Annotated in this window: 16 protein-coding genes; 7 read left to right on the top strand and 9 right to left on the bottom strand. The window is 64.9% G+C overall.

Translation table 11 applies throughout. The features are described from left to right. Nucleotides 1-10: 10 nt before the first annotated feature. Nucleotides 11-634, bottom strand: a complete 624-nt coding sequence (locus ACR64R_RS20835; protein ID WP_487358160.1) for a DUF1062 domain-containing protein — start codon at nt 632-634, stop codon at nt 11-13. Between the two features lie 444 nt (nt 635-1,078). Here ACR64R_RS20835 and ACR64R_RS20830 point away from each other — a divergent pair, with 444 nt between their 5' ends. Beyond that, a complete protein-coding gene (locus ACR64R_RS20830; RefSeq protein ID WP_487358159.1) occupies nt 1,079-1,690 on the top strand; it encodes a LysE family translocator in 612 nt (203 codons plus the stop codon). Between the two features lie 31 nt (nt 1,691-1,721). Here ACR64R_RS20830 and ACR64R_RS20825 read toward each other — a convergent pair whose 3' ends face one another. Then, entirely contained in the window at nt 1,722-2,285 is a 564-nt protein-coding gene (locus tag ACR64R_RS20825) for a peroxidase-related enzyme (protein ID WP_487358158.1), read from the bottom strand. A 128-nt stretch (nt 2,286-2,413) separates the two neighbouring features. On the opposite strand from ACR64R_RS20825, the gene ACR64R_RS20820 reads away from it, so the two are divergent. Then, on the top strand, nt 2,414-7,192 hold the full coding sequence (locus tag ACR64R_RS20820; protein ID WP_487358157.1) for an NAD-glutamate dehydrogenase: 4,779 nt from the start codon (nt 2,414-2,416) through the stop codon (nt 7,190-7,192). Nucleotides 7,193-7,427: 235 nt separating this feature from the next. After that, on the top strand, nt 7,428-8,843 hold the full coding sequence (locus ACR64R_RS20815) for an MFS transporter (RefSeq protein WP_487358156.1): 1,416 nt from the start codon (nt 7,428-7,430) through the stop codon (nt 8,841-8,843). Between the two features lie 41 nt (nt 8,844-8,884). On the opposite strand, the gene purH is transcribed toward ACR64R_RS20815, so the two are convergent. From purH to htpX, 4 genes are all read right to left on the bottom strand, one after another. Then, nucleotides 8,885-10,501: a bifunctional phosphoribosylaminoimidazolecarboxamide formyltransferase/IMP cyclohydrolase gene (purH, locus tag ACR64R_RS20810; protein WP_487358155.1), complete on the bottom strand. Its 1,617-nt coding sequence runs from the start codon at nt 10,499-10,501 to the stop codon at nt 8,885-8,887. A gap of 113 nt (nt 10,502-10,614) precedes the next feature. Then, nucleotides 10,615-12,339 (bottom strand): heparinase II/III family protein, encoded by a 1,725-nt coding sequence (locus tag ACR64R_RS20805; protein WP_487358154.1) that lies wholly within the window; start codon nt 12,337-12,339, stop codon nt 10,615-10,617. 148 nt (nt 12,340-12,487) lie between these two features. After that, the gene (locus tag ACR64R_RS20800; RefSeq protein ID WP_487358153.1) at nt 12,488-13,828 is read right to left on the bottom strand and encodes an RsmB/NOP family class I SAM-dependent RNA methyltransferase; all 1,341 of its coding nucleotides are present in this window, start codon (nt 13,826-13,828) and stop codon (nt 12,488-12,490) included. Nucleotides 13,829-13,860: 32 nt separating this feature from the next. Continuing rightward, nucleotides 13,861-14,895 carry a zinc metalloprotease HtpX gene (gene htpX / locus ACR64R_RS20795; RefSeq protein ID WP_487358152.1) on the bottom strand — a complete coding sequence of 345 codons (1,035 nt, stop codon included), beginning with the start codon at nt 14,893-14,895 and terminating at the stop codon, nt 13,861-13,863. 106 nt (nt 14,896-15,001) lie between these two features. Between htpX and ACR64R_RS20790 the strand changes: the two genes are divergently transcribed. Continuing rightward, the gene (locus ACR64R_RS20790; protein WP_487358151.1) at nt 15,002-15,223 is read left to right on the top strand and encodes a DUF1674 domain-containing protein; all 222 of its coding nucleotides are present in this window, start codon (nt 15,002-15,004) and stop codon (nt 15,221-15,223) included. 144 nt (nt 15,224-15,367) lie between these two features. On the opposite strand, the gene ACR64R_RS20785 is transcribed toward ACR64R_RS20790, so the two are convergent. Then, nucleotides 15,368-16,033 carry an HAD-IA family hydrolase gene (locus tag ACR64R_RS20785; protein ID WP_487358150.1) on the bottom strand — a complete coding sequence of 222 codons (666 nt, stop codon included), beginning with the start codon at nt 16,031-16,033 and terminating at the stop codon, nt 15,368-15,370. A gap of 170 nt (nt 16,034-16,203) precedes the next feature. Between ACR64R_RS20785 and ACR64R_RS20780 the strand changes: the two genes are divergently transcribed. Next, nucleotides 16,204-17,073, top strand: coding sequence for a transglutaminase-like domain-containing protein (locus ACR64R_RS20780; RefSeq protein ID WP_487358149.1), 870 nt, complete (start codon nt 16,204-16,206; stop codon nt 17,071-17,073). 303 nt (nt 17,074-17,376) lie between these two features. Then, nucleotides 17,377-18,738, top strand: a complete 1,362-nt coding sequence (locus tag ACR64R_RS20775; RefSeq protein WP_487358148.1) for a VWA domain-containing protein — start codon at nt 17,377-17,379, stop codon at nt 18,736-18,738. 522 nt (nt 18,739-19,260) lie between these two features. Here the strand turns inward: ACR64R_RS20775 and ACR64R_RS20770 are convergent. Further along, nucleotides 19,261-20,019, bottom strand: a complete 759-nt coding sequence (locus tag ACR64R_RS20770) for an MOSC domain-containing protein (protein ID WP_487358147.1) — start codon at nt 20,017-20,019, stop codon at nt 19,261-19,263. Next, nucleotides 20,019-21,974, bottom strand: coding sequence for an acetate--CoA ligase (gene acs, locus ACR64R_RS20765; protein ID WP_487358146.1), 1,956 nt, complete (start codon nt 21,972-21,974; stop codon nt 20,019-20,021). Before acs ends, ACR64R_RS20770 begins: the two co-directional genes overlap by 1 nt. Nucleotides 21,975-22,277: 303 nt before the next feature. Between acs and ACR64R_RS20760 the strand changes: the two genes are divergently transcribed. After that, nucleotides 22,278-22,550: an usg protein gene (locus ACR64R_RS20760; RefSeq protein WP_487358145.1), complete on the top strand. Its 273-nt coding sequence runs from the start codon at nt 22,278-22,280 to the stop codon at nt 22,548-22,550. Nucleotides 22,551-22,790 lie beyond the last annotated feature (240 nt).

Genomic DNA, 22,790 nt, shown 5'->3' with positions numbered 1-22,790 from the left:
TCTTTTCGTGTCAAGGGCGCGCGGCCGACAGGATGGCGTTGCTGTCGGCCTCCCCGGCCAGATCGATGCGGACGGTCAAGCCGTCACGAACCGGCTTGCGCAGGGCCTTGGCGCCATCCGGTTCGACGGCCAACCGCTTGCGGTCGTCCAGCTCCAGGAGCCTTGACCGAGAAAGACCGAGCTCGCCGGCAAGCAGGCGGTCGAGCCGCAAAGGCGTTGTACCCTCAAGTCGAAGTTCGACTGCGAGCACGGTCGGCCTTTCCGGCTTGCCGCCCAGTAGCTCCCGACGCACCATGACATCGGAAAATTCCTCGATCCGGCCGGCCCGGCCTCGCAGCGCCGTGGCATCGAAAGCAAAGTGGCGCACGAGAGCCGGATCGTTGCCTTCGAGCGCGGCGAGCAGGGCTGGCTCGATGTGGCGGCGGTTTCTCCGCTCCAGAATGGCGAAATTCCAGGAATTGTCGCAGTCGACGCAGCGGTAGATCAGCCAGACGTCGATGCGCTTGCCGTTGGCGTTGACACGGAACTTTTCGCTGCACAGATACGGCCTGACGCCGCCGCAGCGATTGCAGTTGATGAGAGGTCGAGGCGCGGATGCGGAAGCGATCGTCCATTGGACACTCAAGGTAGACATGCCGATAGGCCCTTCCCGTCGGGAAGTCCGTCAGGCCGGCACTGTCCGAGATGCCCTTTTTGTCGAGCATGATCTTTTCCGAAAACCGGGTACCACTTTTCGGAATCATGCTCGTACGGGCACGGCGTGGCGAAGGCTGTGTTGTGATGTCAGTCGTTCGGCGCGGAAGTTGCGCACGGCAGCGGCTCAGCAATGCCAAACCGGTCTCGAACCGCCGCCTGAAGAACACATGAAAATGAAGCAGGCCGCGCCAATGGCTGCGCCTGCGGTGCATTCGGAGGAGCTGGCGAGACCGGCGGTTACTGAGGCAAAGTGATGCTCGAAATGGATAAAGTGGCGGGTCTTCTAGACGCGCGGCGCCAATCTGGCAAGCCATCCGCTTTCGTGATCCCGGAGGCTGCGTTAGTCTCCTATGATTGAGTTCTTGACCACAAGAGGTCTGCCATGCATCTCGCCTCGCTGCTGATCTTTGCCGCCGCCCTGTTCGTCGCCGCCGGCTCGCCCGGGCCGTCGATCGCGGCACTCGTGGCGCGGGTGATCTCGAAGGGGTTTCGCGACGTGTTCCCGTTCCTGCTGGCGATGTGGATCGGTGAGGCCATCTGGCTGTCGCTGACCGTTTTCGGGCTGGCTGTCGTGGCGCAGACTTTCCACTACGCCTTCGTCGCCGTTAAATGGGTGGGTGTCGCCTATCTCGCCTGGCTGGCCTTCAAGATGTGGACGGCGCCGGTCGAAGCGAAGGAAGGCGAGATGCCGCGCGAGGACTCAGCCCTGAAACTGTTCCTTGCCGGCATGGCGGTGACGCTCGGCAACCCGAAGATCATGATGTTCTATCTGGCGCTGCTGCCGACCATCATCGATCTTGCTGCGGTCGGGTTCGTCGGCTGGGTGGAACTGACGCTGACGATGGTCGTCGTGTTGGTCGTCATAGACCTCGCCTGGGTGCTGGCCGCTTCCCAGGCGCGCCGGCTCCTGAAGAGCAAGCCCGCCATGAAGATCGCCAACCGCGTCAGTGCCACGACGATGGCAGGCGCCGCCGCGGCGATCGCCGCGCGCTGATCCCGGCGCGCACGCGGACGGAAGGAGGGTCCTACCGCGCCATGGCGTGGTATTCGGGGTTTGGCCGCATATCGACTGCGGCGGCCATGCGGTTCGACATGTTGAAGAAGGCGGCGGTCGAGGCGATGTCCCAGATGTCGCGGTCGGTAAAGCCGGCCTGGCGCAAGGCGGCGCGGTCGGCCTCGACGATCCTGGTCGGCTCTTCCGTCAGCTTCACCGCGAATTCCAGCATCGCGCGCTGGCGATCCGAGAGATCGGCGGCGCGGAAATTCATCACCATCATCTCGCCGAGCGCGGGTTGGCCCGACAACTGACGCACGGCCGCGCCATGCGCTGTCAGGCAGTAATAGCAATGGTTGATCGAGGAGACGGCGACCGCGATCATCTCGCGCTCCAGCTTCGACAGGCCGGAATCGCCCAGCATCAGATCATTGTACATGTCGGTGAAGGCGCGCAGCTTCTTCTCGTCGAAGGCGTAGGCGAGGAGCACGTTGGGGACGAGGCCGAGCTTCTCCTTGCACTTTGCGAAATAGGCTTTCGTTGCCTCGCTGAGTTCCGCCTGAACGAGGTCGAGCGCGGTAATCCTGTCGGTCATGGGTCATTCTCCCTGCAAGGTGACGGCGTCGGTTCGAATTTTTTAATGCGTCGTCAAACCTTTGTCGCGAAATGGCGGTCATCTGCTACGATAGCCGCAAAAGCATAAGACGGGAGGGACCAAGCGTCATGGCCAGCGTGAAATCCAAGCCGAAGAAGAAAGCGGCCGCCCCCGCGAAAGCGGAGGAGAAGCCCGCAAGGCTTGCCGACTATCTGCTTGCCCGCGCTCCGGCAGAGGACATCGCGGCCTATAGCGCGGCCGATCTGGAACGCGCGGGCGAGCTTGCCGCCCAGGCGGTCGCCAGCCACAGGAAGGGCGAGAGCGTCGTCGCCGTCGAAGCCGACTCCGGCGTTGCCTGCGACGGCAGGCCGGTCACGGTCATCACCGTCGTCAACGACAACATGCCGTTCCTGTTCGATTCCATCCTCGGCGAGATCACCGAGAGCAGTGGCCAGCCGACGCTGGTCGCCCATCCGATCGTCACCGTCCGGCACGGCAGGGCCGGCGTCGTCGAGGTGCTCGGCGACAGCGGCAGGGAGGATGAAGACCACGACCGGCTGAGCGTCGTCCATGTCCATATCCCGCGGCTGACCGCCGGTGAGGCGACGAGCCTAACCGAGCGGCTGCGCAAGATGCTCTCCCAGGTCCGCGCCGCCGTCGTCGACTGGAAACCGATGCTCGCCCGCCTCGACCAGGCGATTTCGGAGTTCCGCTATTCCGCGGTACCGCTCGATAAGAAGAGCGTCGCCGAGGCGATCGCTTTCCTCGAATGGCTGCGCGACGACAATTTCACCTTCCTCGGCATGCGCGAATTCAAATATGTCGGCGGCGAGGAAAGCGGCAAGTTGGAGCGCGCCGAGAAACCGGGCCTCGGCATCCTGTCGGATCCGGATGTGCTGGTGCTGAGGCGCGGCACCGAGGCGGTGACGACGACGCCGGAGATCCGCGCCTTCCTGCATGGACCGGAGCCGCTGATCGTCACCAAGGCGAACGCCAAGTCCCTGGTGCATCGCCGCATCTATCTCGACTATGTCGGCGTCAAGACCTACACGTCGAAAGGCGCGCTCGCCGGCGAGTTGCGCATCGTCGGCCTGTTCACCTCGACCGCTTACACGCGCTCGGTGATGAAGATCCCCTATCTGCGCTCGAAGGCCGAAACGATCATCGCCAAGTCGGGTTTCAATCCGAACGACCATTCCGGCAAGGCGCTGATCAACGTGCTGGAAAGCTATCCGCGCGACGAGTTCTTCCAGGTCCCGGTGCCAGTCCTCAGAAAGCATGCCAATGCCATTCTCGGGCTGGTCGAACGGCCGCGGATCAGGGCGCTGGTGCGCGTCGACCAGTTCGATCGTTTCGTTTCAATCCTCGTTTTCGTGCCGCGCGACCGTTATGACAGCGCCGTGCGCGAGAAGGTCGGCACCTATCTCAAGACCGTCTATGAGGGCCGGCTCTCGGCCTATTACCCGGCCTTCCCGGAAGGCGGGCTGGCGCGCGTCCACTTCATCATCGGCCGTTCCGGCGGCAAGACGCCGAAGATCGAGCCGTCGGCGATCGAGGCGGCGATACGCGACATCGTCCGCACCTGGGAGGATGCGCTCTCCGAAGCCGCGGAAGCGGCCGGCAGCGATCCGGCACTGAAGGCGATCGCGGCGCGGTTCCCTGAAAGCTACCGCGACTCCTTCTCGGCCGCCGTGGCGCTGGCCGATGCCAGGCGCATCGCCAAGATCAGCGCCGAAAATCCGATCGCCATCGACTATTACCGCCATGCCGACCAAAAGCCGAACCAGGCGGCGCTGAAAATCTATCACTTCGGCAGCCCTGTGGCGCTGTCGCGGCGCGTGCCGGTGCTGGAAAACATCGGCTTCCGCGTCATCAGCGAGCGCACTTTCGAGGTCGGCGGCGATTCGGCCGGAACGGTCTTCATCCACGACATGGAACTGGAGAACAGCTACGGCAAGCCGATCGACCTCGCCGATGGAGGGGCACTGTTCGAGGACGCGTTCCTCTCCGTATGGCGCGGCGACGTCGACAATGACGGCTATAACTGCCTGGCCCAGACGGCCGGCCTGTGGTCGGGCGAGATCACAATCCTGCGCGCCTATGGCCGCTACCTGCAGCAGGCCGGCATTCCCCAAAGCCAGGATTTCATCGCCGCCGCGCTCAACCGCTATCCCGACATCGCGCGCGGCCTGCATGCGCTGTTCGTAGCCCGTCTCGGGCCAACGGCGGAGACCGAGGGCGAGGTCGCCGCCAGGCACCTCAAGGCCAAGATCAAGGACGCGCTGGAGGAGGTGCCCAATATCGATGACGACACCATCATCCGCCGCTACCTCAACCTCATCGAGGCCTCGCTGCGCACCAATCATTTCGTAGCCGATACGAAAGCGAAGGGGCAGTCGCTGGCGATCAAGCTCGATTCGCAGGCCGTCGAGGGACTGCCGGCGCCGCGGCCCTGGCGCGAGATCTTCGTCTACGGCTCCGAGGTAGAGGGCGTGCATCTGCGCTTCGGCCCGGTGGCGCGCGGCGGCCTGCGCTGGTCAGACCGCGCCCAGGACTACCGAACCGAGGTGCTCGGCCTGGTCAAGGCGCAGCAGGTCAAGAACGCGGTCATCGTGCCGGTCGGCGCCAAAGGCGGCTTCTTCCCGAAGCGCCTGCCCGCCGGCGGCGGCCGCGACGCGATTTTCGAGGCCGGCACCTCGGCCTACAAGAACTTCGTCTCCAGCCTGCTTTCGATCACCGACAATATCGGCGTCGACGGCGTCATCCCGCCGGCCGGCGTGGTGCGGCGCGATCCTGACGATCCCTATTTCGTCGTTGCCGCCGACAAGGGCACGGCGACCTTCTCCGACACCGCCAACGCCATTTCCGAGAAGCACCACTTCTGGCTGGACGACGCCTTCGCCAGCGGCGGCTCGGCCGGCTACGACCACAAGAAGATGGGCATCACGGCCAAGGGCGCGTGGGAAGCGGTCAAGCGGCATTTCCGCGAGATGAACCGCGACATCCAGACCTCGCCCTTCACCGTGGTCGGCGTCGGCGACATGTCGGGCGACGTGTTCGGCAACGGTATGCTGTTGTCGCCGCAGACCAGGCTGATCGCGGCCTTCGACCATCGCGACATCTTCATCGATCCCGATCCGGACATGACCGCCTCGATGGCCGAGCGCCAACGCATGTTCGCCCTGCCGCGCTCGTCCTGGCAGGACTACGACAAGTCGAAGCTGTCGGAAGGCGGCGTCATCGTCTCGCGCAACCAGAAATCGATCACGTTGCCGCAGGCCGCCGCAACCGCCATCGGCCTCGCCAAGACGACGGCGACGCCGGTCGAGATCATGAACGCCATCCTCAAGGCGCCGGTCGATCTTTTGTGGTTCGGCGGCATCGGCACCTATGTGCGGGCTTCAGGCGAAAGCAACCAGGATGTCGGCGACCGCGCCAACGACGCGATCCGTGTCACCGCGCTCGACGTGCGGGCCAAGGTGATCGGCGAGGGCGCCAATCTCGGCGTCACGCAGCGGGCTCGCATCGAGTTCGGCCTGAATGGCGGGCGCTGCAATTCCGACGCCATCGACAACTCGGGCGGAGTCAACTGCTCCGACGTCGAGGTCAACATCAAGATCGCGCTGGCGTCGGCGATGCGCAAGGGCTCGCTGGCGCGGCCGGCGCGCAACAAGCTGCTGGCCGAGATGACCGAGGACGTGAGCGCGCTGGTGCTCTCCAACAACTACCAGCAGACCTTGGCGCTTTCGCTGGCGCGCAAGCGCGGGCTCGCCGACATCGCGCACCAGGCCCGCTTCATGACGGCGCTGGAAGCGCGCGGACTGCTCGACCGCGCCGTCGAGACGCTGCCTTCGCCGGCCGCGCTTGCCGAGCGCGAGGCCAGGGGCGAGCCGCTGACCAGGGCCGAGCTCGGCGTATTGCTTGCCTATGCCAAGATCGTGCTCTTCTCCGACATCGTCGCCAGCGACGTGCCGGACGATCCGCATTTCGACCGCGACCTGATGGGCTATTTCCCGGAGCGCATGGCCAGGAGATTCGCCGGCGAGATCCGCGACCACCGGCTGCGGCGCGAGATCATCGCGCGGGTCATCGCCAACGATCTCGTCAATCGCGGCGGTCCATCCTTTGTCAACCGGCTGCAGGAATCCACCGGGCGCACGGCGGCCGATGTGGTGCGCACCTTCGCCCTCGTCCGCGACGGTTTCGCGCTGCCTTCTCTCTACAAGGAGATCGACGCGCTCGACAACCGGATCGACGGCCAGATTCAGCTCGATCTGTATCAATCGGTTAGCCGGCTCATCTTCGTGGTCAGCGGCTGGTACTTGAAGAACGACGCCGGCGCCGAGGCGCTCGGCCAGCGCATCGCCGGGCTGCAGGAGGCGCGCAAGGCGCTGGAGCCGAAGCTCGTCTCGCTGCTACCGACCTATTCGCGCGAGCGGATCGAGGAACGGCGGCGTGGCCTGTTCGAAGCCGGAGCGCCGGAAAAGCTGGCCGAAAAGCTCGCGCTTGCCGATGTCGCGGATCTGATCCCCGACATCGCGCTCGCCGCACGCATGGCGAATGCCGACATCGTCGGCGCCGCCAGGGCCTTCTTCGCCGTCAGCGACGCCTTCCGTATCCCGCGTGTCGAGGAAGCGGCGCGCTCTATCATGCCGCCGGACTATTATGACCAGCTGGCGCTGTCGCGCGCGACCGATACGATCGGCGCGGCAAGGCGCGGCATCGCGGTGGCGGCGCTCACCGCCCACGGCGCGGCGGCGGATCCGGTCGCGGCCTGGCTGGAAGCCGGCGGCCAACGGGTCGCGCGCATCCGCGAGCGGCTGCAGGCGCTGACCGAAGGCGGCGAGATCACGGTGTCGCGGCTGTCGGTGGCGTCGGGCCTGATGAGCGACCTGACGGGGATGTAGAAGAGGCTTGGGTTGCTCGCCCCGTCGAAGGCGGGGAGAGGTGGCCGCGAAGCGGCCGGAGAGGGGCTTCGTAAGGCGGGGCCCCTCCGCCACGGATCACTCCGGCTTCGCTCGCCGTATTCCCCTCTCCGTCTCGGCTATGCCGAGCCACCTCTCCCCACTTCGTGGGGCGAGGAACCCAAGGCGATAAGCGCCAAGCCTGTTCATTTGCATCGCTGCCTGAAAACATGCAGACATGACGCCCGGCGCGAGCGAGGCCGAGGGAATCAGCATGGCGGCGGTAGAGACATTGCAGCGGGCATCGGGGCGCGGCATCTGGGGCTGGATGTTCTTCGATTGGGCGGCGCAGCCCTTTTTCACCGTCGTCACCACCTTCATCTTCGGGCCCTATTTCGTCTCGCGCATGGCGAGCGACCCGACCGCCGGGCAGGCCGCCTGGGGTTATGGCATTGCCGCCGCGGGCCTGGTCATAGCGGTGCTGTCGCCCGTGCTCGGATCGATCGCCGACCAGACCGGGCCGCGCAAGCCGTGGATCGCCTTCTTCGCCACGATCAAGATCGTCAGCCTCACGCTTTTGTGGTTCGCCGCGCCCGGCTCGAACCTCTTCCTGGTCGTGCTCCTGTTCTCGCTGGCCTCGGTGGCGGCCGAATTCTCGACCGTGTTCAACGATTCCATGATGCCGCGACTGGTGCCAAAGGAAGAGATCGGCCGGATCTCCAACGTCGCCTGGGGGCTCGGCTATCTCGGCGGCATGGTGGCGCTGATCTTCGTGGTGCTGTTCCTGGCCGGCAACCTGGAAACCGGCAAGACGATCATCGGCCTCGATCCACTGTTCGGCCTCGATCCGAAGCTCGGCGAGGATGCGCGCTTCACCGGGCCGATGTCGGCCGGCTGGTATTTCCTGTTCATCCTGCCGATGTTCTTCTTCACGCCCGACGCCACCAAGGGCATCCCGATCGGACCGGCGGTGCGCGAGGGCCTGTCCGAACTGAAGTCGACGCTCGCCGAGGTGCGCCAGCGCAGCGGCATCCTGCGCTTCCTCCTGGCGCGCATGATCTATCAGGACGGCGTCAATGCGCTGCTCGCGCTCGGCGGCACCTTCGCGGCCGGCATGTTCCACTGGTCGATCACCGAGATCGGCATGTTCGGCATCATCCTCAACGTCGTCGCCATATTCGGCTGCTGGATCGCGGCGCGCCTCGACACCGCTTTCGGCTCGAAGCATGTGGTGATGATCGCGCTGGTGATGCTGTCGCTCGCCACCATCGGCGTCGTCTCGACCGGGCCTGGCTTCACGCTGCTCGGCCTGATCCCGCTTTCGACCGCCGATTCCGGCGGGCTGTTCGGCACCGCGGCCGAAAAAGTCTATATCCTCTACGGGCTGCTGATCGGGCTGGCCTTCGGCCCGGTGCAGGCGTCGTCGAGATCGTATATGGCGCGCAGCGTGACCGCCGCCGAGTCCGGCCGCTATTTCGGCATCTATGCGCTGGCGGGACGCGCGACCAGCTTCCTTGCGCCTTTCATGGTGGCGACGATCACCGCGATGAGCCAATCACCACGGCTCGGCATGGCGGCGATCATCCTGTTTCTCGCAATCGGCATGGCGATTCTGGTGGGGACGCCCTATCCGGCGGACAAGCGGCAGGGTTAGCGCCTTTCCCTTCTCCCACAGGGGGAGAAGGGAAAGATCGCTCAATGCCGGAAATGTCGCACGCCGGTGAACACCATGGCGATGCCGTGCTCATCGGCGGCGGCGATCACGTCCTCGTCGCGCATCGAGCCGCCGGGCTGGATGACGGCCGTGGCGCCGGCCTCGATTGCCGACAGCAGCCCATCGGCGAAGGGGAAGAAGGCGTCCGAAGCGACGACCGACCCCTTGGTCAGCGGATCGGCCACCCCTGCCGCCTCCGCCGCGTCCAGCGCCTTGCGGGCGGCTATGCGCGAGGAATCGACGCGGCTCATCTGGCCGGCGCCGATGCCGACCGTGGCGCCGTCCTTCGCATAGACGATGGCGTTGGACTTGACGTGCTTGGCGACGCGGAAGGCGAATTTGAGATCGGCCAGCTCGCCTGGCGTCGGCGCGCGTCTGGTCACCACTTTCAGGTCGAGGTCGTCGACAACGGCGTTGTCGCGGCTCTGCACCAGTAGTCCGCCGGCGACGGATTTGACCATCGTGCCGGCGGCGCGCGGGTCGGGCAGGCCGCCAGTTACCAGCAGGCGCAAATTCTTCTTGGCCGCGACTATCGCGACGGCCTCGTCGGTGGCATCGGGCGCTATGATGACCTCGGTGAAGGTCTTCACGATCTCCTCGGCGGCTTCCGCGTCGAGAATGCGGTTCATAGCGACGATGCCGCCGAAGGCCGAGACTGGATCGCAGGCCAGCGCCTTGGCATAGGCCGCCTTCAGCGTCGCGCCCTGGGCGACGCCGCAAGGGTTGGCGTGCTTGATGATGGCGATCGCCGCCGAACCGGCAGGATCGAACTCGCCGACCAGCTCGAAAGCGGCGTCGGTGTCGTTGATGTTGTTGTAGGAGAGCTGCTTGCCCTGCAACTGCCGCGCCGTCGCGACACCCGGCCGCCTGTCGCCGGAGAGGTAGAAGCCCGCATTCTGATGCGGGTTCTCACCATAGCGCATCACCTGGTCGAGCCGGCCGCCGAAAGCGCGCCATGTCGGGTGCTCGATCTGCAGTTCCTCGGCGAACCATCCGGAAATCGCCGCGTCATAGGTCGCGGTGCGGGCAAAGGCCTTGGCCGCCAGCTTCTTGCGGAAATCGAGCGACAGCGAGCCCAGATTCATCTCCAATGCGTTGACCACGGAAGCATAGTCGGCCGGATCGGTGACGATGCCGACGTATGCGTGGTTCTTGGCCGAGGCGCGGATCATCGCCGGGCCGCCGATGTCGATGTTCTCGACGATCGAGGCGTAGCCGGCGCCGGAGCGGCGGACCTCCTCGAACGGATAGAGGTTTGAGACGACCAGGTCGATCGGCTCGATCCCATGGTCGCGCATGGCCTTGGCATGCTCGGCATCGTCGCGGATGCCGAGCAGCGCGCCATGCACCGACGGATGCAAGGTCTTGACCCGGCCATCCATGATCTCGGGAAAGCCGGTGAGGTCGGAAACGTCGCGCACCACAAGGCCCGCCTCAGCGATCGCCTTGGCCGTGCCGCCGGTCGAAACCAGCTCGACGCCGGCGGCGGCGAGCGCTTTGGCGAAGTCGATAAGGCCGGTCTTGTCGAAGACGGAAAGCAGCGCTCGGCGCACCGGGACGAGGTCGGGCGCGGGGATGTTCTTGGTTGGCACGGCCATGGGCGGGCGGCCTTTCAGAGCTGTTGGAATGGACCTTGGCCGGCCCTAGCATATGAGCCCTGGAAATCAAGTGAGTCCTGGGTCAGGCTCGCAGCCGCGTCTGCCGGCCCGGCTCAGTTGTTTTCGGGATGGCCGGCGATGTTGGTGCGGGTCAGCTGCCAGTGGACTTCGGCAACCTCCGAGGCCTTGAAGGCGAGCACGATCTGACGGCTGCGGCGCGGGCCGCTCAGCCCGGCGAAATGGATCGATTCCTCGACGCCCGGCACCACTTCTGCGCAAGTGAAGACCCAGGTGTCCCCCTGCGACGCGGCCAGCGTCAGCCGGTCGTGATCGTCTTGCAGCAGGCTGATGTCGGGATGCACGTGGAAGCGCACCGTGACGAAGTCGCGGCCATTGTTGCGGATCGCCGCATTGCCAGGGCGCAGGAAACGGTCGCGGCCGGCAAGCACGTTGCCGTTCGCCGTCAGCTTCAGCTCGCGCTCATGCAGCAAGCCGAATTGCGGGACATAGCCGTCATGGCGCGCGACGAAGCCATGCACTCCCTTCTGGTCGAGACGCTTGCAGGGCACGTGCTGCGGGCCGCCGATCAGCGGCGAACCCAGGAGGTCGCTGACACGCAGCGAGTGGGCGAAGCGCGCCGACGACGTGTCGTTGATCGTGGCGGTGGAATGGGCGGCGGTGGCGCGTGCCAGCGGTCGGAATTCCGGGGCGCCGTAAGTGTCGACGCCGGCATTGACGATGAAGTGCTGCCGGCCGGAGGAGAGTTCGAAGGCGAGGCAGCCGGCATGCGCGGCGTTGGAAATGTCGACCGGCGGCGGCAGGCCGGTGTCGGCGATCACCGTCACCCCGCCCATCGAAAGGCGCTCATAGCCTGAATGCGGCGCGTGCAGCAGCGGCGCACCCACCGTGTCGTCATGGCGCATGATGGTGGCGATGCGGCCGTGGATGGTGGCGCCCATGCCGTTGAAGCGGGCAAGGCTGCCGTCCTGATGACGGAAGAAGCGCAGCGCCGGCAACATGCGGTCGATCGCCCCGATCAGGGCCGCGGGCGGGGCCTCGGCCTGGTTGGCATAGGTCTGGCGCAGCGGCAGAAGATCGGCCAGCAACTCCAGCACCGCCATCGGGTTGCGCGAAATATGCCCGCCATCGGGCAGGATCTGACGGTCGAGCTCCTCGGCCAGGTTGCGCGTCGCGGCGCGCAGCGCCGAGGCAGGCGCCGGCAGGGACAGCGCGGCGAAGGCGAGCGCGATGCGGGCGCGCAGCCTGGCCTCGCCATCCGGCATCTCGCGCGCCATCGAGCGCAGGTAGCGGATCTGCACGGCGAGCGATTTGAGGAAGGCGCGGTAGAAGGGGAATTCGGCGCCCTGCAGCACCACCGAGGAATGCTGAAGCCAGGAGATCACCCGCTTGGCCGTCGTTCCCGGCTCCCAGGCGATGCCGGAAATCTGGTTGCCATGCATGGCGATCCAGTCCGTCACCAGCGCCCTGGCGTTGGCGGCGGCAAGCTCGGTGCCGGCGGCGCGCATGTGGCGCAGCCAGCGGAAGCCATGCAGTGATTTCTGCCAGCCGCGATTGGCCACGTCGAGCTGGAAGGGCGAGGTGCCGCCGGTCTCGACCAGATGGCCGGATAACGGATAGCGGCCGTAATATATCTCCAGCGCGATCTGGGGATCGGCGAGCCGCAGATCCGGCGGCGCGATCAGGACTCGTTCGGGCGTGCGGCCGGAATAGCGCCAGCGATAGATCGGACCGGCGCGCAAACGCCGGCGCGTCTTGCGCCAGAACTCCTTCGCGACAAGCGTCCATAGACGCGTCGTGTTGCCGGCAACAAGTGCCAAAAGCCCTCCTGATCCGTCCCCTATCGCAAGCACAAGCTTATGCGATTCAAGAACTTATGCGAAGGCGGATTTCGCCGAAGTGAACCGCTTCACGCGGCGATATCCGGGCCATCCCCAAGAAAGTCAGCAGGTCCGATACGACAACGACTTATCCGGCCCGCTTCATCCGCGCCGCGAAGAAGCCGTCCAGGCCGGAGATTCCGGGCGATTCCAGCGCCAGGTCGGCCGGCGTGGTGCGCAATGTTCCCTCCGGCGTCAGGAATGGATCGATGCCGGCGAACTCGCCGGGCCGGATCGGATCGGCGGTCACACCGGGGTTCCCGGCGAGGAAAGCGCGATAGAGCTGCTCGCCTTCGAGCGGGTCGAGCGAGCAGTTGGAAAAGACGATCCGGCCGCCTGGCCTGACGAAGCCGACGGCATGCGCAAGCAGCCGGCGCTGGAGGTCGGCAAGCTTTTCGACATCGGCCATGGTCTTGGTCCACGGCACGTCGGGGTGGCGGCGCACCGTGCCGGTGGACGAGCAGGGCGCGTCGAGCAGCACGGCGTCGAACAGTTGCATCGGCCGGTAATCAAGGAGGTCGGTCTGGACCAAATCGGCGGTCAGGCCGAGACGGTCGAGATTCTGTTTCAGTCGCGCCAGCCGGTTCTTCGAGGCCTCGACGGCGGTGACGTTGGCGCCGGCGAGGATGAGCTGCGCCGTCTTGCCGCCGGGCGCGGCGCAAAGGTCGGCGACGCGCTGACCCTTGATATCGCCGAACAGGCGCGCCGGCAGGCCTGCCGCGGCGTCCTGGACCCACCAGGCGCCATCGGCGAAACCAGGCAGGTCGACGACGTTGGCGGAGAGCTTCTCGACACGCACCGTGCCGGTGGGCAACACTATGCCGCCCAGCCGTTCTGCCCAGAGCGCGGGATCGGCCTTGACGGTGAAGTCGACCGGCGCCTCGTGGCGATGCGCGGCAAGGATGGCGCGCGCCTTGTCCGCCCCATAGGCGGCGACCAGCCGCTCGGAGAACCATTGCGGCGCCTCGCTGGTGGCGGCGAGCGCCGGGGCCAGTTCCGCCTCCTTGGCGCGCGCCAGCGAACGCAGCACGCCGTTGACGAGACCGGAAAAACGCGCCGTGCGCGGATCGGATTTGGCGTGGGTGACGGCAAGGTCGACGGCGGCGCTGTCGGGAACGTCGAGGAACAGGATCTGCGCCGCGGCGACATTGAGGATATGCGAGAGCGCCGTGGCGTTGGGCGGCAGCGGCTTTTCGAGCCGCCTGGTCAGCAGCCCGGCGATGGTCATGCGATGGCGCAGCGCGGTAACCAGGATCGCGCGCACCAGCGCACGGTCGCGGCCGTCAAGAGCCTTGTATTGCGGGTGGCCATGCTCGTTGTCGGTCAGCCCGTCCAGTGGCGTGCGGGCGTCGATCACGGCGGCAAGCAGGCGCGCCGCCGCCTTGCGCGCGGCAAGTCCGGCGACGTTCTCGTCACCGGCCTTGGTCAACGAATTGCCTTGATGGCCGCGCCTCGGCGGCGTCACGACCAGGGACCCTTCGAGCGGACATTGCGCGGTCCGGTCGGGTTGCGGCCCCAGGGATTGGGTCTCGGCCGAGGAGGCTCAGCCTGGGGGGGCGGGCCAGCCGGCTTACCCCATGGCCCGGCCGATGCCTCCTCGGGCTCGATGGGCGGCGTGGAAGCCCCGCGCCGGGCAGCCGGCGAGGCGCGGCCTATCTCGCTCGCCATCTCCTGGAGCGCCGCGATGCGGTTTTCGGTGCTCGGATGGGTCGAGAACAGATTGTCCATGCGCTCGCCATGCAGGGGGTTGATGATGAAGAGATGCGCCATCGCCGGATTGCGCTCGGCATCCTCATTGGGGATCTGCTCCGCGCCGCGCGCGATCTTGGCGAGAGCGGAAGCCAGCCACAGCGGATTGCCGCAGATCTCGGCGCCGCGCCGGTCGGCCTCGTATTCGCGGGTTCGGCTCACCGCCATCTGCACGATCATGGCGGCGAAGGGCGCGACGATCATCGCTACAAGCACGCCGACAAACCCGAAGGAATTGTTATTGTCCCGGTTGCCGCCGAGGAAGAAGGCGAAGTTTCCGAGCATCGAGATGGCACCGGCAAGCGTCGCCACGATCGTCATGGTCAGCGTGTCGCGATGCTGCACATGGGCAAGCTCGTGCGCCATCACCGCCGCGACCTCTTCATGGGATAGCCGCTCGAGCAGGCCGGTGGACGCTGCCACGGCGGCATTCTCGGGATTGCGGCCCGTGGCGAAGGCGTTGGGCTGCGGGTTGTCGATCAGGTAGGTCCTGGGCATCGGCAGCCCGGCCTGCTTGGCCAGGGCCTGGACGATCGCGTAATATTCCGGCGCATTCTTCTCGTCGACCTCGATGGCGTGGTTCATCGACAGCACCATCTTGTCGGCGTTCCAGTAGCTGAAGAGATTGGTGCCTGCGGCGATCAAAAGCGCGATCACCATGCCGCCCGAGCCGCCGATCAGATAGCCGACGCCCATGAACAGCGCCGTCATCGCGGCAAGGAGCATGGCGGTGCGAAGCGTGTTCATCGTTTCATCCGTGTATGGTCGGGGCGAATGGGAGTCGATCCTCTCGGTTTCATGGCTATATGATGGGAAACGGTCGCTCCCGTTTCAATCGGCAAGGACTTATCGCATGATCGAAGAGCCAGGCAAAACCGAAGCTGCGGCGGAAGGCGAAAAGCCGCGAAAGACGCTGACGCCGGAAGCACAGCGGGCGTTGGCCGAGGCTGAGGCTCGTCGTCGAGAATACCGGGCGGCGGAAGCGCAATTGCCGAAGGAGATCGGTGGTCGCGGCGGCAAGGAGCCCGGGCGCTATGGCGACTGGGAGGTCAAGGGCCTGGCCAGCGACTTCTAGCCGGATGTGCTGATATTCAGGTGAGGCTGGCCTGCAAATGGCGGCTTCCTGCGCTTCCGGTGCTCACGTACTTTAAGTACGCTCCGCTCCGGTTCTCGGAAGCCACCACTTTCGGCTCGGCCTGACCTGAATCTCAACACATCCTCAGGCCGCCGCCTGGGTCGGCGACAAAATAATGAAACCACTTTCGTCGAGCGCAATGCCGATCTCGTCATAGGAGCGGATTGCCGGGTGCCGCGTCTCGACCGGGTGCACGTGGGTGGCGCTGATCACCATCACCGACGCGCCCGAAGCCTCGCCCGCCGCGATGCCCGCCGGCGCGTCCTCGAAGACCAGGCAGTCGCCAACCTCGACGCCGAGACGCTTTGCCGCCAGAAGGAAGCAGTCCGGCGCCGGCTTGCCGTGGGTCACGTCTTCCGCCGTCACCATCATGGCTGGAACCGGGATGCCGGCCGCCTCGATGCGCAGCAGCGCCAGTTCGCGCGGTGCCGAGGTGACGATCGCCCAGCGCTCCGATGGTAGCGACCGCAGGAAGTCGACCGCCCCGGCTATGGGGACAATGCCTTCCAGGTCATCCGCCTCGGCCTTGAGCAGCAAATCCGCCTCCGCCAGCGGATCGACGCCGGGGAGATTCAGCGCTGCGATCGTCTCGCGCGCACGCCGGCCGTGGATCGTGGGCAGGAAGGCCGTCACGTCGAGCCCATGCCGGTTTGCCCAGGCCGCCCACACGCGTTCCGCCGCGGCGATCGAGTTGAGCACGGTGCCGTCCATGTCGAACAGGAAGGCGGCGAACTTTGAGCCTGCGAACATCTGAATCCTGGAGATTCGTTTTCGGGGAGAGCGAAACGCAGTAGCCAGTCTAGACCGGCCGGCACGGGCTGAGAAGCCGAGAGGCCCCGCATTTCGACTCGGCTCCGGAACAAGCTCCGGTTCGCCGCGTTCATCGAGCAGTCTTTCCAAGATCCTTAAGGGGGCATGCGATGCTGATCCGACTCGGCTACGAAATCGCCATTGAATGCGCGGCAGAGACCCCGATCATCTCGCTTCTCGAGATCCATCCCGACCGGCATGCCGACATCAAGCGGCAGACGCGGGTGCTGACCTCGCCATCGGTGCCGACCCGGACCTACCGCGACCGCCACGGCAATATCTGCCGTCGCTTCACGGCGCCCGCCGGAAGCTTCCGCATCCTCTACGACGCCGCCGTCGAGGACAGCGGCGAGACCGACGAGATCAACACGCTCGCGCGGGAAACCCCGGTCGCGGAACTGCCGGACGACGTGCTGGTCTACCTGCTCGGCAGCCGCTATTGCGAGACCGACCACCTCAGCAACACTGCCTGGCAGCTTTTCGGCCACCTGCCGCCTGGCTGGGCGCGTGTCCAGGCAATCGTCGACTACGTCAACAACCGGCTCTCCTTCGGCTATGGCTATGCGCGCGCCACCCGCACAGCCGCCCAGGCGCATGAAGAGCGGGTCGGGGTCTGCCGCGATTTCGCGCATCTGGCGATCGCGCTTTGCCGATGCATGAACATTCCGGCGCGCTACGTGAACGGCTATCTCGGCGATATCGGCGTGCCGGCCGACCCGGCGCCCATGGACTTTTCGGCCTGGATGGAAGTCTTCCTCGACGGCAAGTGGTACACGTTCGATCCGCGCCACAACCGGCCGCGTATCGGCCGGGTCGTCATTGCGCGCGGCCGCGATGCAACCGACGTGCCGCTGCTGCACAGTTTCGGTCCGCACCAACTGACATTGTTCAAGGTCTGGACATACGAGCAGGAGGGCAACCTCTTCAATCCTCCGAACCACGGCGTCGACCGGACGGCCACCGCGCAGATGCTGGCTTAGATTCGGCTGATGTTGGCCTGCTGATCTGAGAACCGCCTTCGACACTTCCTTGACCCGCTTCGGCACAACCCGTTCGTGCCGAAGCGGGAGCAGCCGTGACAGGGGAGAGCATCATGGTAAGCACTTCGTGAAGATTACCTCGCCAGCGCCATTTCGTTTACTTTTTGTTCACCATCGCTTTTTCTAAAAGCAAGCAAGAACAACGGACTAGCCGACTCTAGGCGTCTTCCGGCGGCTTCTGGCCGAAATTCTGCAATGCCTTTGCCGAGCGGCGCGAAGCCGCGGACAGTGGAGGCGGAAGGGATGCGGCAATACAGAGACCTCGTTCGTGGGGTGGACAGCTTTTCCCGGAATCGCGAAGGCAATTTCGCGGTTCTGTTTGGAGCTGCCGTATCTGTCCTCGCGCTGGGGGTGGGATTCGCGGTCAATATCTCGCAGCTCTACAATGCGAGGTCGGGCTTGCAGGGCGTCGTCGACGCCGCCGTGACCTCGACGGCCCGCGATCTGACCCTCGGCGTCATCACGGAAACCGATGCGAGCAAAATGGTGCAGGCGTTCCTCGACGCCAACAGCACCGCCGGCATCCTGCAGGCCGACAAAATCGTGCTGGACAAGCTTACCGTCGACAAGACAGCCAACACCGTGAAGGCGGATGCGCATGCCGATGTCGGCCTCTTCTTTCCGTTGTTCGGCACCGACAACATGCGGCGCGTGACCGCTTCGACCACGGCGCTCTACTCGGACAAGACGGTGGAGGTGGCGATGATGCTCGACGTCACCGGTTCCATGGCGGGCCAGAAGATCAAGGACCTGCGAACGGCGGCAAGCAACGCGGTCGGTTCGTTCCTTAGCGGCCAAAACGCCGCCAATCCGCGCGTGCGGGTGGCGATCGTGCCCTATGCCAACTCGGTCAATGTCGGCTCGCTTGCTGCTAGCACGGTCTTCGTCGAGACCAAGGCCAGCGAGCGCAAGCAGGCGCCGGGCAATGGCGATCCAAGATATGTCTCGGCATCGTCGCGTCCCGATAACTGCGCGACCGAGCGCAAGGGCGCCTATCAGTACTCGGATGCCGGCCCGGATGTCAGCATGGTCAACCGCGACCTCTATTTGTCGGCCTTCGCCAAGCAGACCAGCACGCGAGCCTGTCCCGCCGCCACGATACAGCCGCTGACCACGGATGCCTCGGCCCTCGACAACGTCATCAAGGACCTCAATGCTTCTGGCGGCACCGCCGGCCATATCGGCGTGCAATGGGCCTGGTACATGCTTTCGGAGAAGTGGGGCAGCGTGCTGAACGCATCGCAGCGGCCTGCCAAGATGGATCCGAAGAAAGTGGCGAAGTACGTGATCCTGATGACCGACGGCGAATTCAACCTGTCCTATTTCGACGCCGATAGCGTGAATCAGGTCTATGACGACGCCGGCAAGGTGCAGACGCGAACCGCGGCGACGACGCTCTGCGCGGCCATGCGGGACCAGGGCATCGAGATATTCACCATAGGCTTTGCCCTCACCGAAAAGAACGCCAAGTCGACGCTGCAGTCCTGCGCCAGCCCCGACACGGGCAGCGGCAAGCATTTCTACCAGGCCGCCAACGGGACCGAACTTGACCAAGCTTTCCAGGATATTGTGCGCAACATCGACAAGCTGACGGTAACCAGGTAGCAGCCGTCACGCCGACCGAAAGCCATCCTCAAAAGGAAAAGGCCGCCGCTTCTTGCGAAGCCGGCGGCCTTCCGTGTTTCCGTCCATGACGCGGCTCCTGGCGGCGACCCCTTCGGGTCACCCGCCGCGCGTCTCGCGCCTTAACGGGAAGATTGCTTCCCGGAAGTGCAATCCGCAGAGCTCACGTTATAGGAAACGAAATCACTCGACATCGGATCACCTCCTTTCAGTTCGTTGAACACAACCAAATGATGGGGTGCGTCGCGGCAAAAGACAAGGGGTCGACATTCGGGCCGACATTCCGGCGATCCTCCCAAGCTCCGCGGCACCATTTCTCGAGACGGCGAGGCCCGCGCTCCGGTCTTTGGGAATTTGAAGACAAGCAATATTGGCTGCGCAGGCGGGATAATGTGGGACTGGCCGAAACAACGTCTGCTGGCACTTGACGGGCTTCGTTTCCACGCCGCGCTCGGCGTCATCGTCTCGCCGTCACACTCATCCCTGTCTTCAGCGGCCCTGTCTTCAGCGGCTCGGCACAAAACGCATCGGCGCGCCGACCTCGATCCGCGCCGGCCGGTCGATGGTACAATAGACACCCAAATTATGGTCGTTGTGGCGCACCAGGTTGCGCAGGATGCCGGGATCGGTGTCGAAGCCGTCCTGGGCGATGATGGTGAAGCCGCAGCGGCGGCAGGGCTCCGAGACGGTCAGCAGCAGATCGCCGACCGCGAGTTTCCGACCGATCCATTCCGTTTCGGGGAAGGCGCCTTCGGCTGGATCCATGTCGACGACGATGTTGGGACGGAAGCGGCGCGGATCGGGCGTACCTTCGGGATGCAGCGCCTTCAGCCGGGACAGCGAGGCGGTGGTGAGCAGATGGATCGGCGCCTTGGCATAGCGGGCCTCGGTCCGCGGACCGGCATAGCCAGGCGCCGCGTTCTCCGCGCCGAAAGGCCGGATCGCGGCCGCGAAGCCGAGAAAGCCGGATATGGCGCGGTCGCTTTCCGGATCGGGCGCGGGCAGCCATCCGCCGCCAGGCACCGCCACTTCGAGCCGCCGGTCTCCGCTTAGCCGGGTGCGGATCAGCGGCACCTTGTGCCATCTGGCTTCGCGGTCCGGGCGGGCGATCTCGCCGTCGGAAGCATCGACCAGCCCGAAGAGCCGGTCACCGTCGACGGTTCTCAGTCCGACGGAGATGGCATCGAGCCGTTCGCCGCCGAGCGAACTCGCCGGATAGCGCCAGAGCTGGCTGACGGCGCCGAGGATCGCCTCGCCGCCCATCAGCCCTTCTTGTTCTGCCGGTTGGCGACGAGGTCGTCGACCACGGCCGGATCGGCTAATGTCGATGTGTCGCCGAGCGAACCGAAATCGTCCTCGGCGATCTTGCGCAGGATGCGGCGCATGATCTTGCCGGAACGGGTCTTGGGCAGGCCGGGCGCGAACTGGATCTTGTCCGGGGCGGCGATGGCGCCGATCTCCTTGCGGACATGGGCGACGAGCTCCTTACGCAGGTCCTCGTTGCCTGTCTCGCCGGCCATCAGCGTGACGTAGCAGTAGATTCCCTGTCCCTTGATGTCGTGCGGATAGCCGACGACTGCGGCTTCCGAAACCTTGTCGTGGCTGACCAGCGCCGACTCGACCTCGGCCGTGCCCATGCGGTGGCCCGAGACGTTGATGACGTCGTCGACACGGCCGGTGATCCAGTAATAGCCGTCGGCGTCGCGACGGCAGCCGTCACCGGTGAAGTACTTGCCCTTGTAGGTCGAGAAATAGGTCTGCACGAACCGGTCGTGGTCGCCATAGACGGTGCGCATCTGACCCGGCCAGGAATCGGTTATGCAGAGATTGCCGTCGGTTGCGCCCTCCAGCACCTTGCCCTCGCCGTCGACCAGTTGCGGCTTGACGCCGAAGAAGGGCCGCGTCGCGGAGCCGGCTTTCAGGTCCGTGGCGCCCGGCAGCGGCGTGATCAGGATGCCGCCGGTCTCGGTCTGCCACCAAGTGTCGACGATCGGCACCTTGCCGTTGCCGACGACGTTGAAATACCACTCCCAGGCTTCCGGGTTGATCGGCTCGCCGACCGAACCCAGCACGCGCAGCGATTTGCGCGAGGTCTTCGTCACATGGCTGTCGCCGGCGCCCATCAGCGCGCGCAGCGCCGTCGGCGCGGTGTAGAAGATGTTGACCTTGTGCTTGTCGATGACTTCCCAGAAGCGCGACTGCGAGGGGTAGTTCGGCACGCCCTCGAACATCAGGGTGGTGGCGCCGTTCGCCAGGGGCCCGTAGACGATATAGCTGTGGCCGGTCACCCAGCCGACATCGGCGGTGCACCAGTAGACGTCGCCATCGTGGTAGTCGAAGACATATTGGTGCGTCATCGAGGCATAGACGAGATAGCCGGCAGTGGTGTGCAGGACACCCTTCGGCTTGCCGGTCGAGCCGGAGGTGTAGAGGATGAAAAGCGGATCCTCGGCCTTCATCTTCTCCGGCTTGCATTCCGCCTTCACCGAAGCGATCTCGTCATGGTACCAAACGTCGCGACCGGGTGCCCAGCCGATCTTGCCGCCGGTGCGGCGCACGACCACGACCTTCTCGACCCTCACGAAGTTCCGGGCGGCGATGTCGATCGCCTTGTCTGTGTTCTCCTTCAGCGGGATGGTCTTGCCTCCGCGCAGGCCTTCATCGGCTGTGATGACGAAGGTGGATTCGCAATCGACGATGCGGCCGGCCAGCGCATCCGGCGAGAAGCCGCCGAAGACGATCGAGTGGATGGCGCCGATGCGCGTGCAGGCGAGCATCGCGTAGGCCGCCTCCGGGATCATCGGCATGTAGATGGTGACGCGGTCGCCTTTTTTGACGCCGTGCTTCTTCATCACATTGGCGAACCGACAGACGTGTTCGTAAAGCTCGTTGTAGGTGATCTTCCTGTCGTCATAGGGATTGTCGCCTTCCCAGATGATGGCGGTCTGGTTGCCGCGCTTCTTCAGGTGCCGGTCGACGCAGTTGTAGGAGACGTTGGTCAGCCCGTCCTCGAACCACTTGATCGAGACCTTGCCCTCGAACGAGGTGTTCTTGACCTTGGTGAAGGGCTTGAACCAGTCGATGCGCTTGCCGTGCTTGCCCCAGAACTTGTCCGGATTCTTCACGCTGTCGGCATACCATTTGAGATAGGTGTCGTTGTCGATCAGCGCGTTCTTCTTCCACGCCGGCTGGACGCGGTGGACATGCACATCGGACATTTTCTTGCTTTCCTCCCAAACCACTTCGCCGGCTTGGACAACCGGCGGCATCGCGGCGAAGCGGCCACGAATTCGCGGGCATTATTAACAGTTCCATGGCGACGGCAACATTAGACGTTGGATTCGCGTGGCGGGATGACGCAGGGTCGCGCGTCAAGGCTGGTAGCACTCTCGCTTTGCGGCTGCTAACTATCTGTTTTAACGAGAAAAATTTTGAGGGACGGTGCAAAAATCCATAGACAGTTAAGCAACCGTGCGCACAATCCGGCGTTGGGAGGAAGGAGAATCAACCAGGGAAACGCAATGCGCGACAATTCCGAAATGGACCTGATGCTCAGGGGTTATGGACTGACCACGGCCAAGATCCTTTATCACTATCCGGATCACCCGCACCTGCTGCAAAGCTTTGTCTGGCAGGACTACGACATCGCGCCGAAGTTTCCGGTGCTGATCCGCTTCATCGAGTTCTGGAAGACGAAGCTCGACGGACCGCTGCATTCGGTGGTCTATACCCATCAGAGGCTCGTTGCGCCGAACGAGTGGCGGAAAGTGGATGGTGAGTTTCTGGTGCACTAGGTTTTCGGCGGACGGCTAGTGTGTCTGGCGAGTGAGGGATTCGTCATCGTCGAGGCGGTGGTGCCGGCGGCCTACTGAGGTGCACGGCGTGGCAGTCGCGCGTTCAGGTCAACGGCCTGGGAGTCGATATGCGGATCGGGTGGACGATCTTGATCTGGCTTACCCTTGTCGGCAATGCCGCCGCGGAAGAGGCGAAGTGCCCGAAGGGTAAAGCGCCGATCCAACGAAGCTCACAAGCTG

Source organism: Mesorhizobium sp. MC2-1-1 (assembly GCF_057597255.1).
Note: the sequence above shows the minus strand (reverse complement) of the source record. Positions and strands in the feature narration are given on the sequence as shown.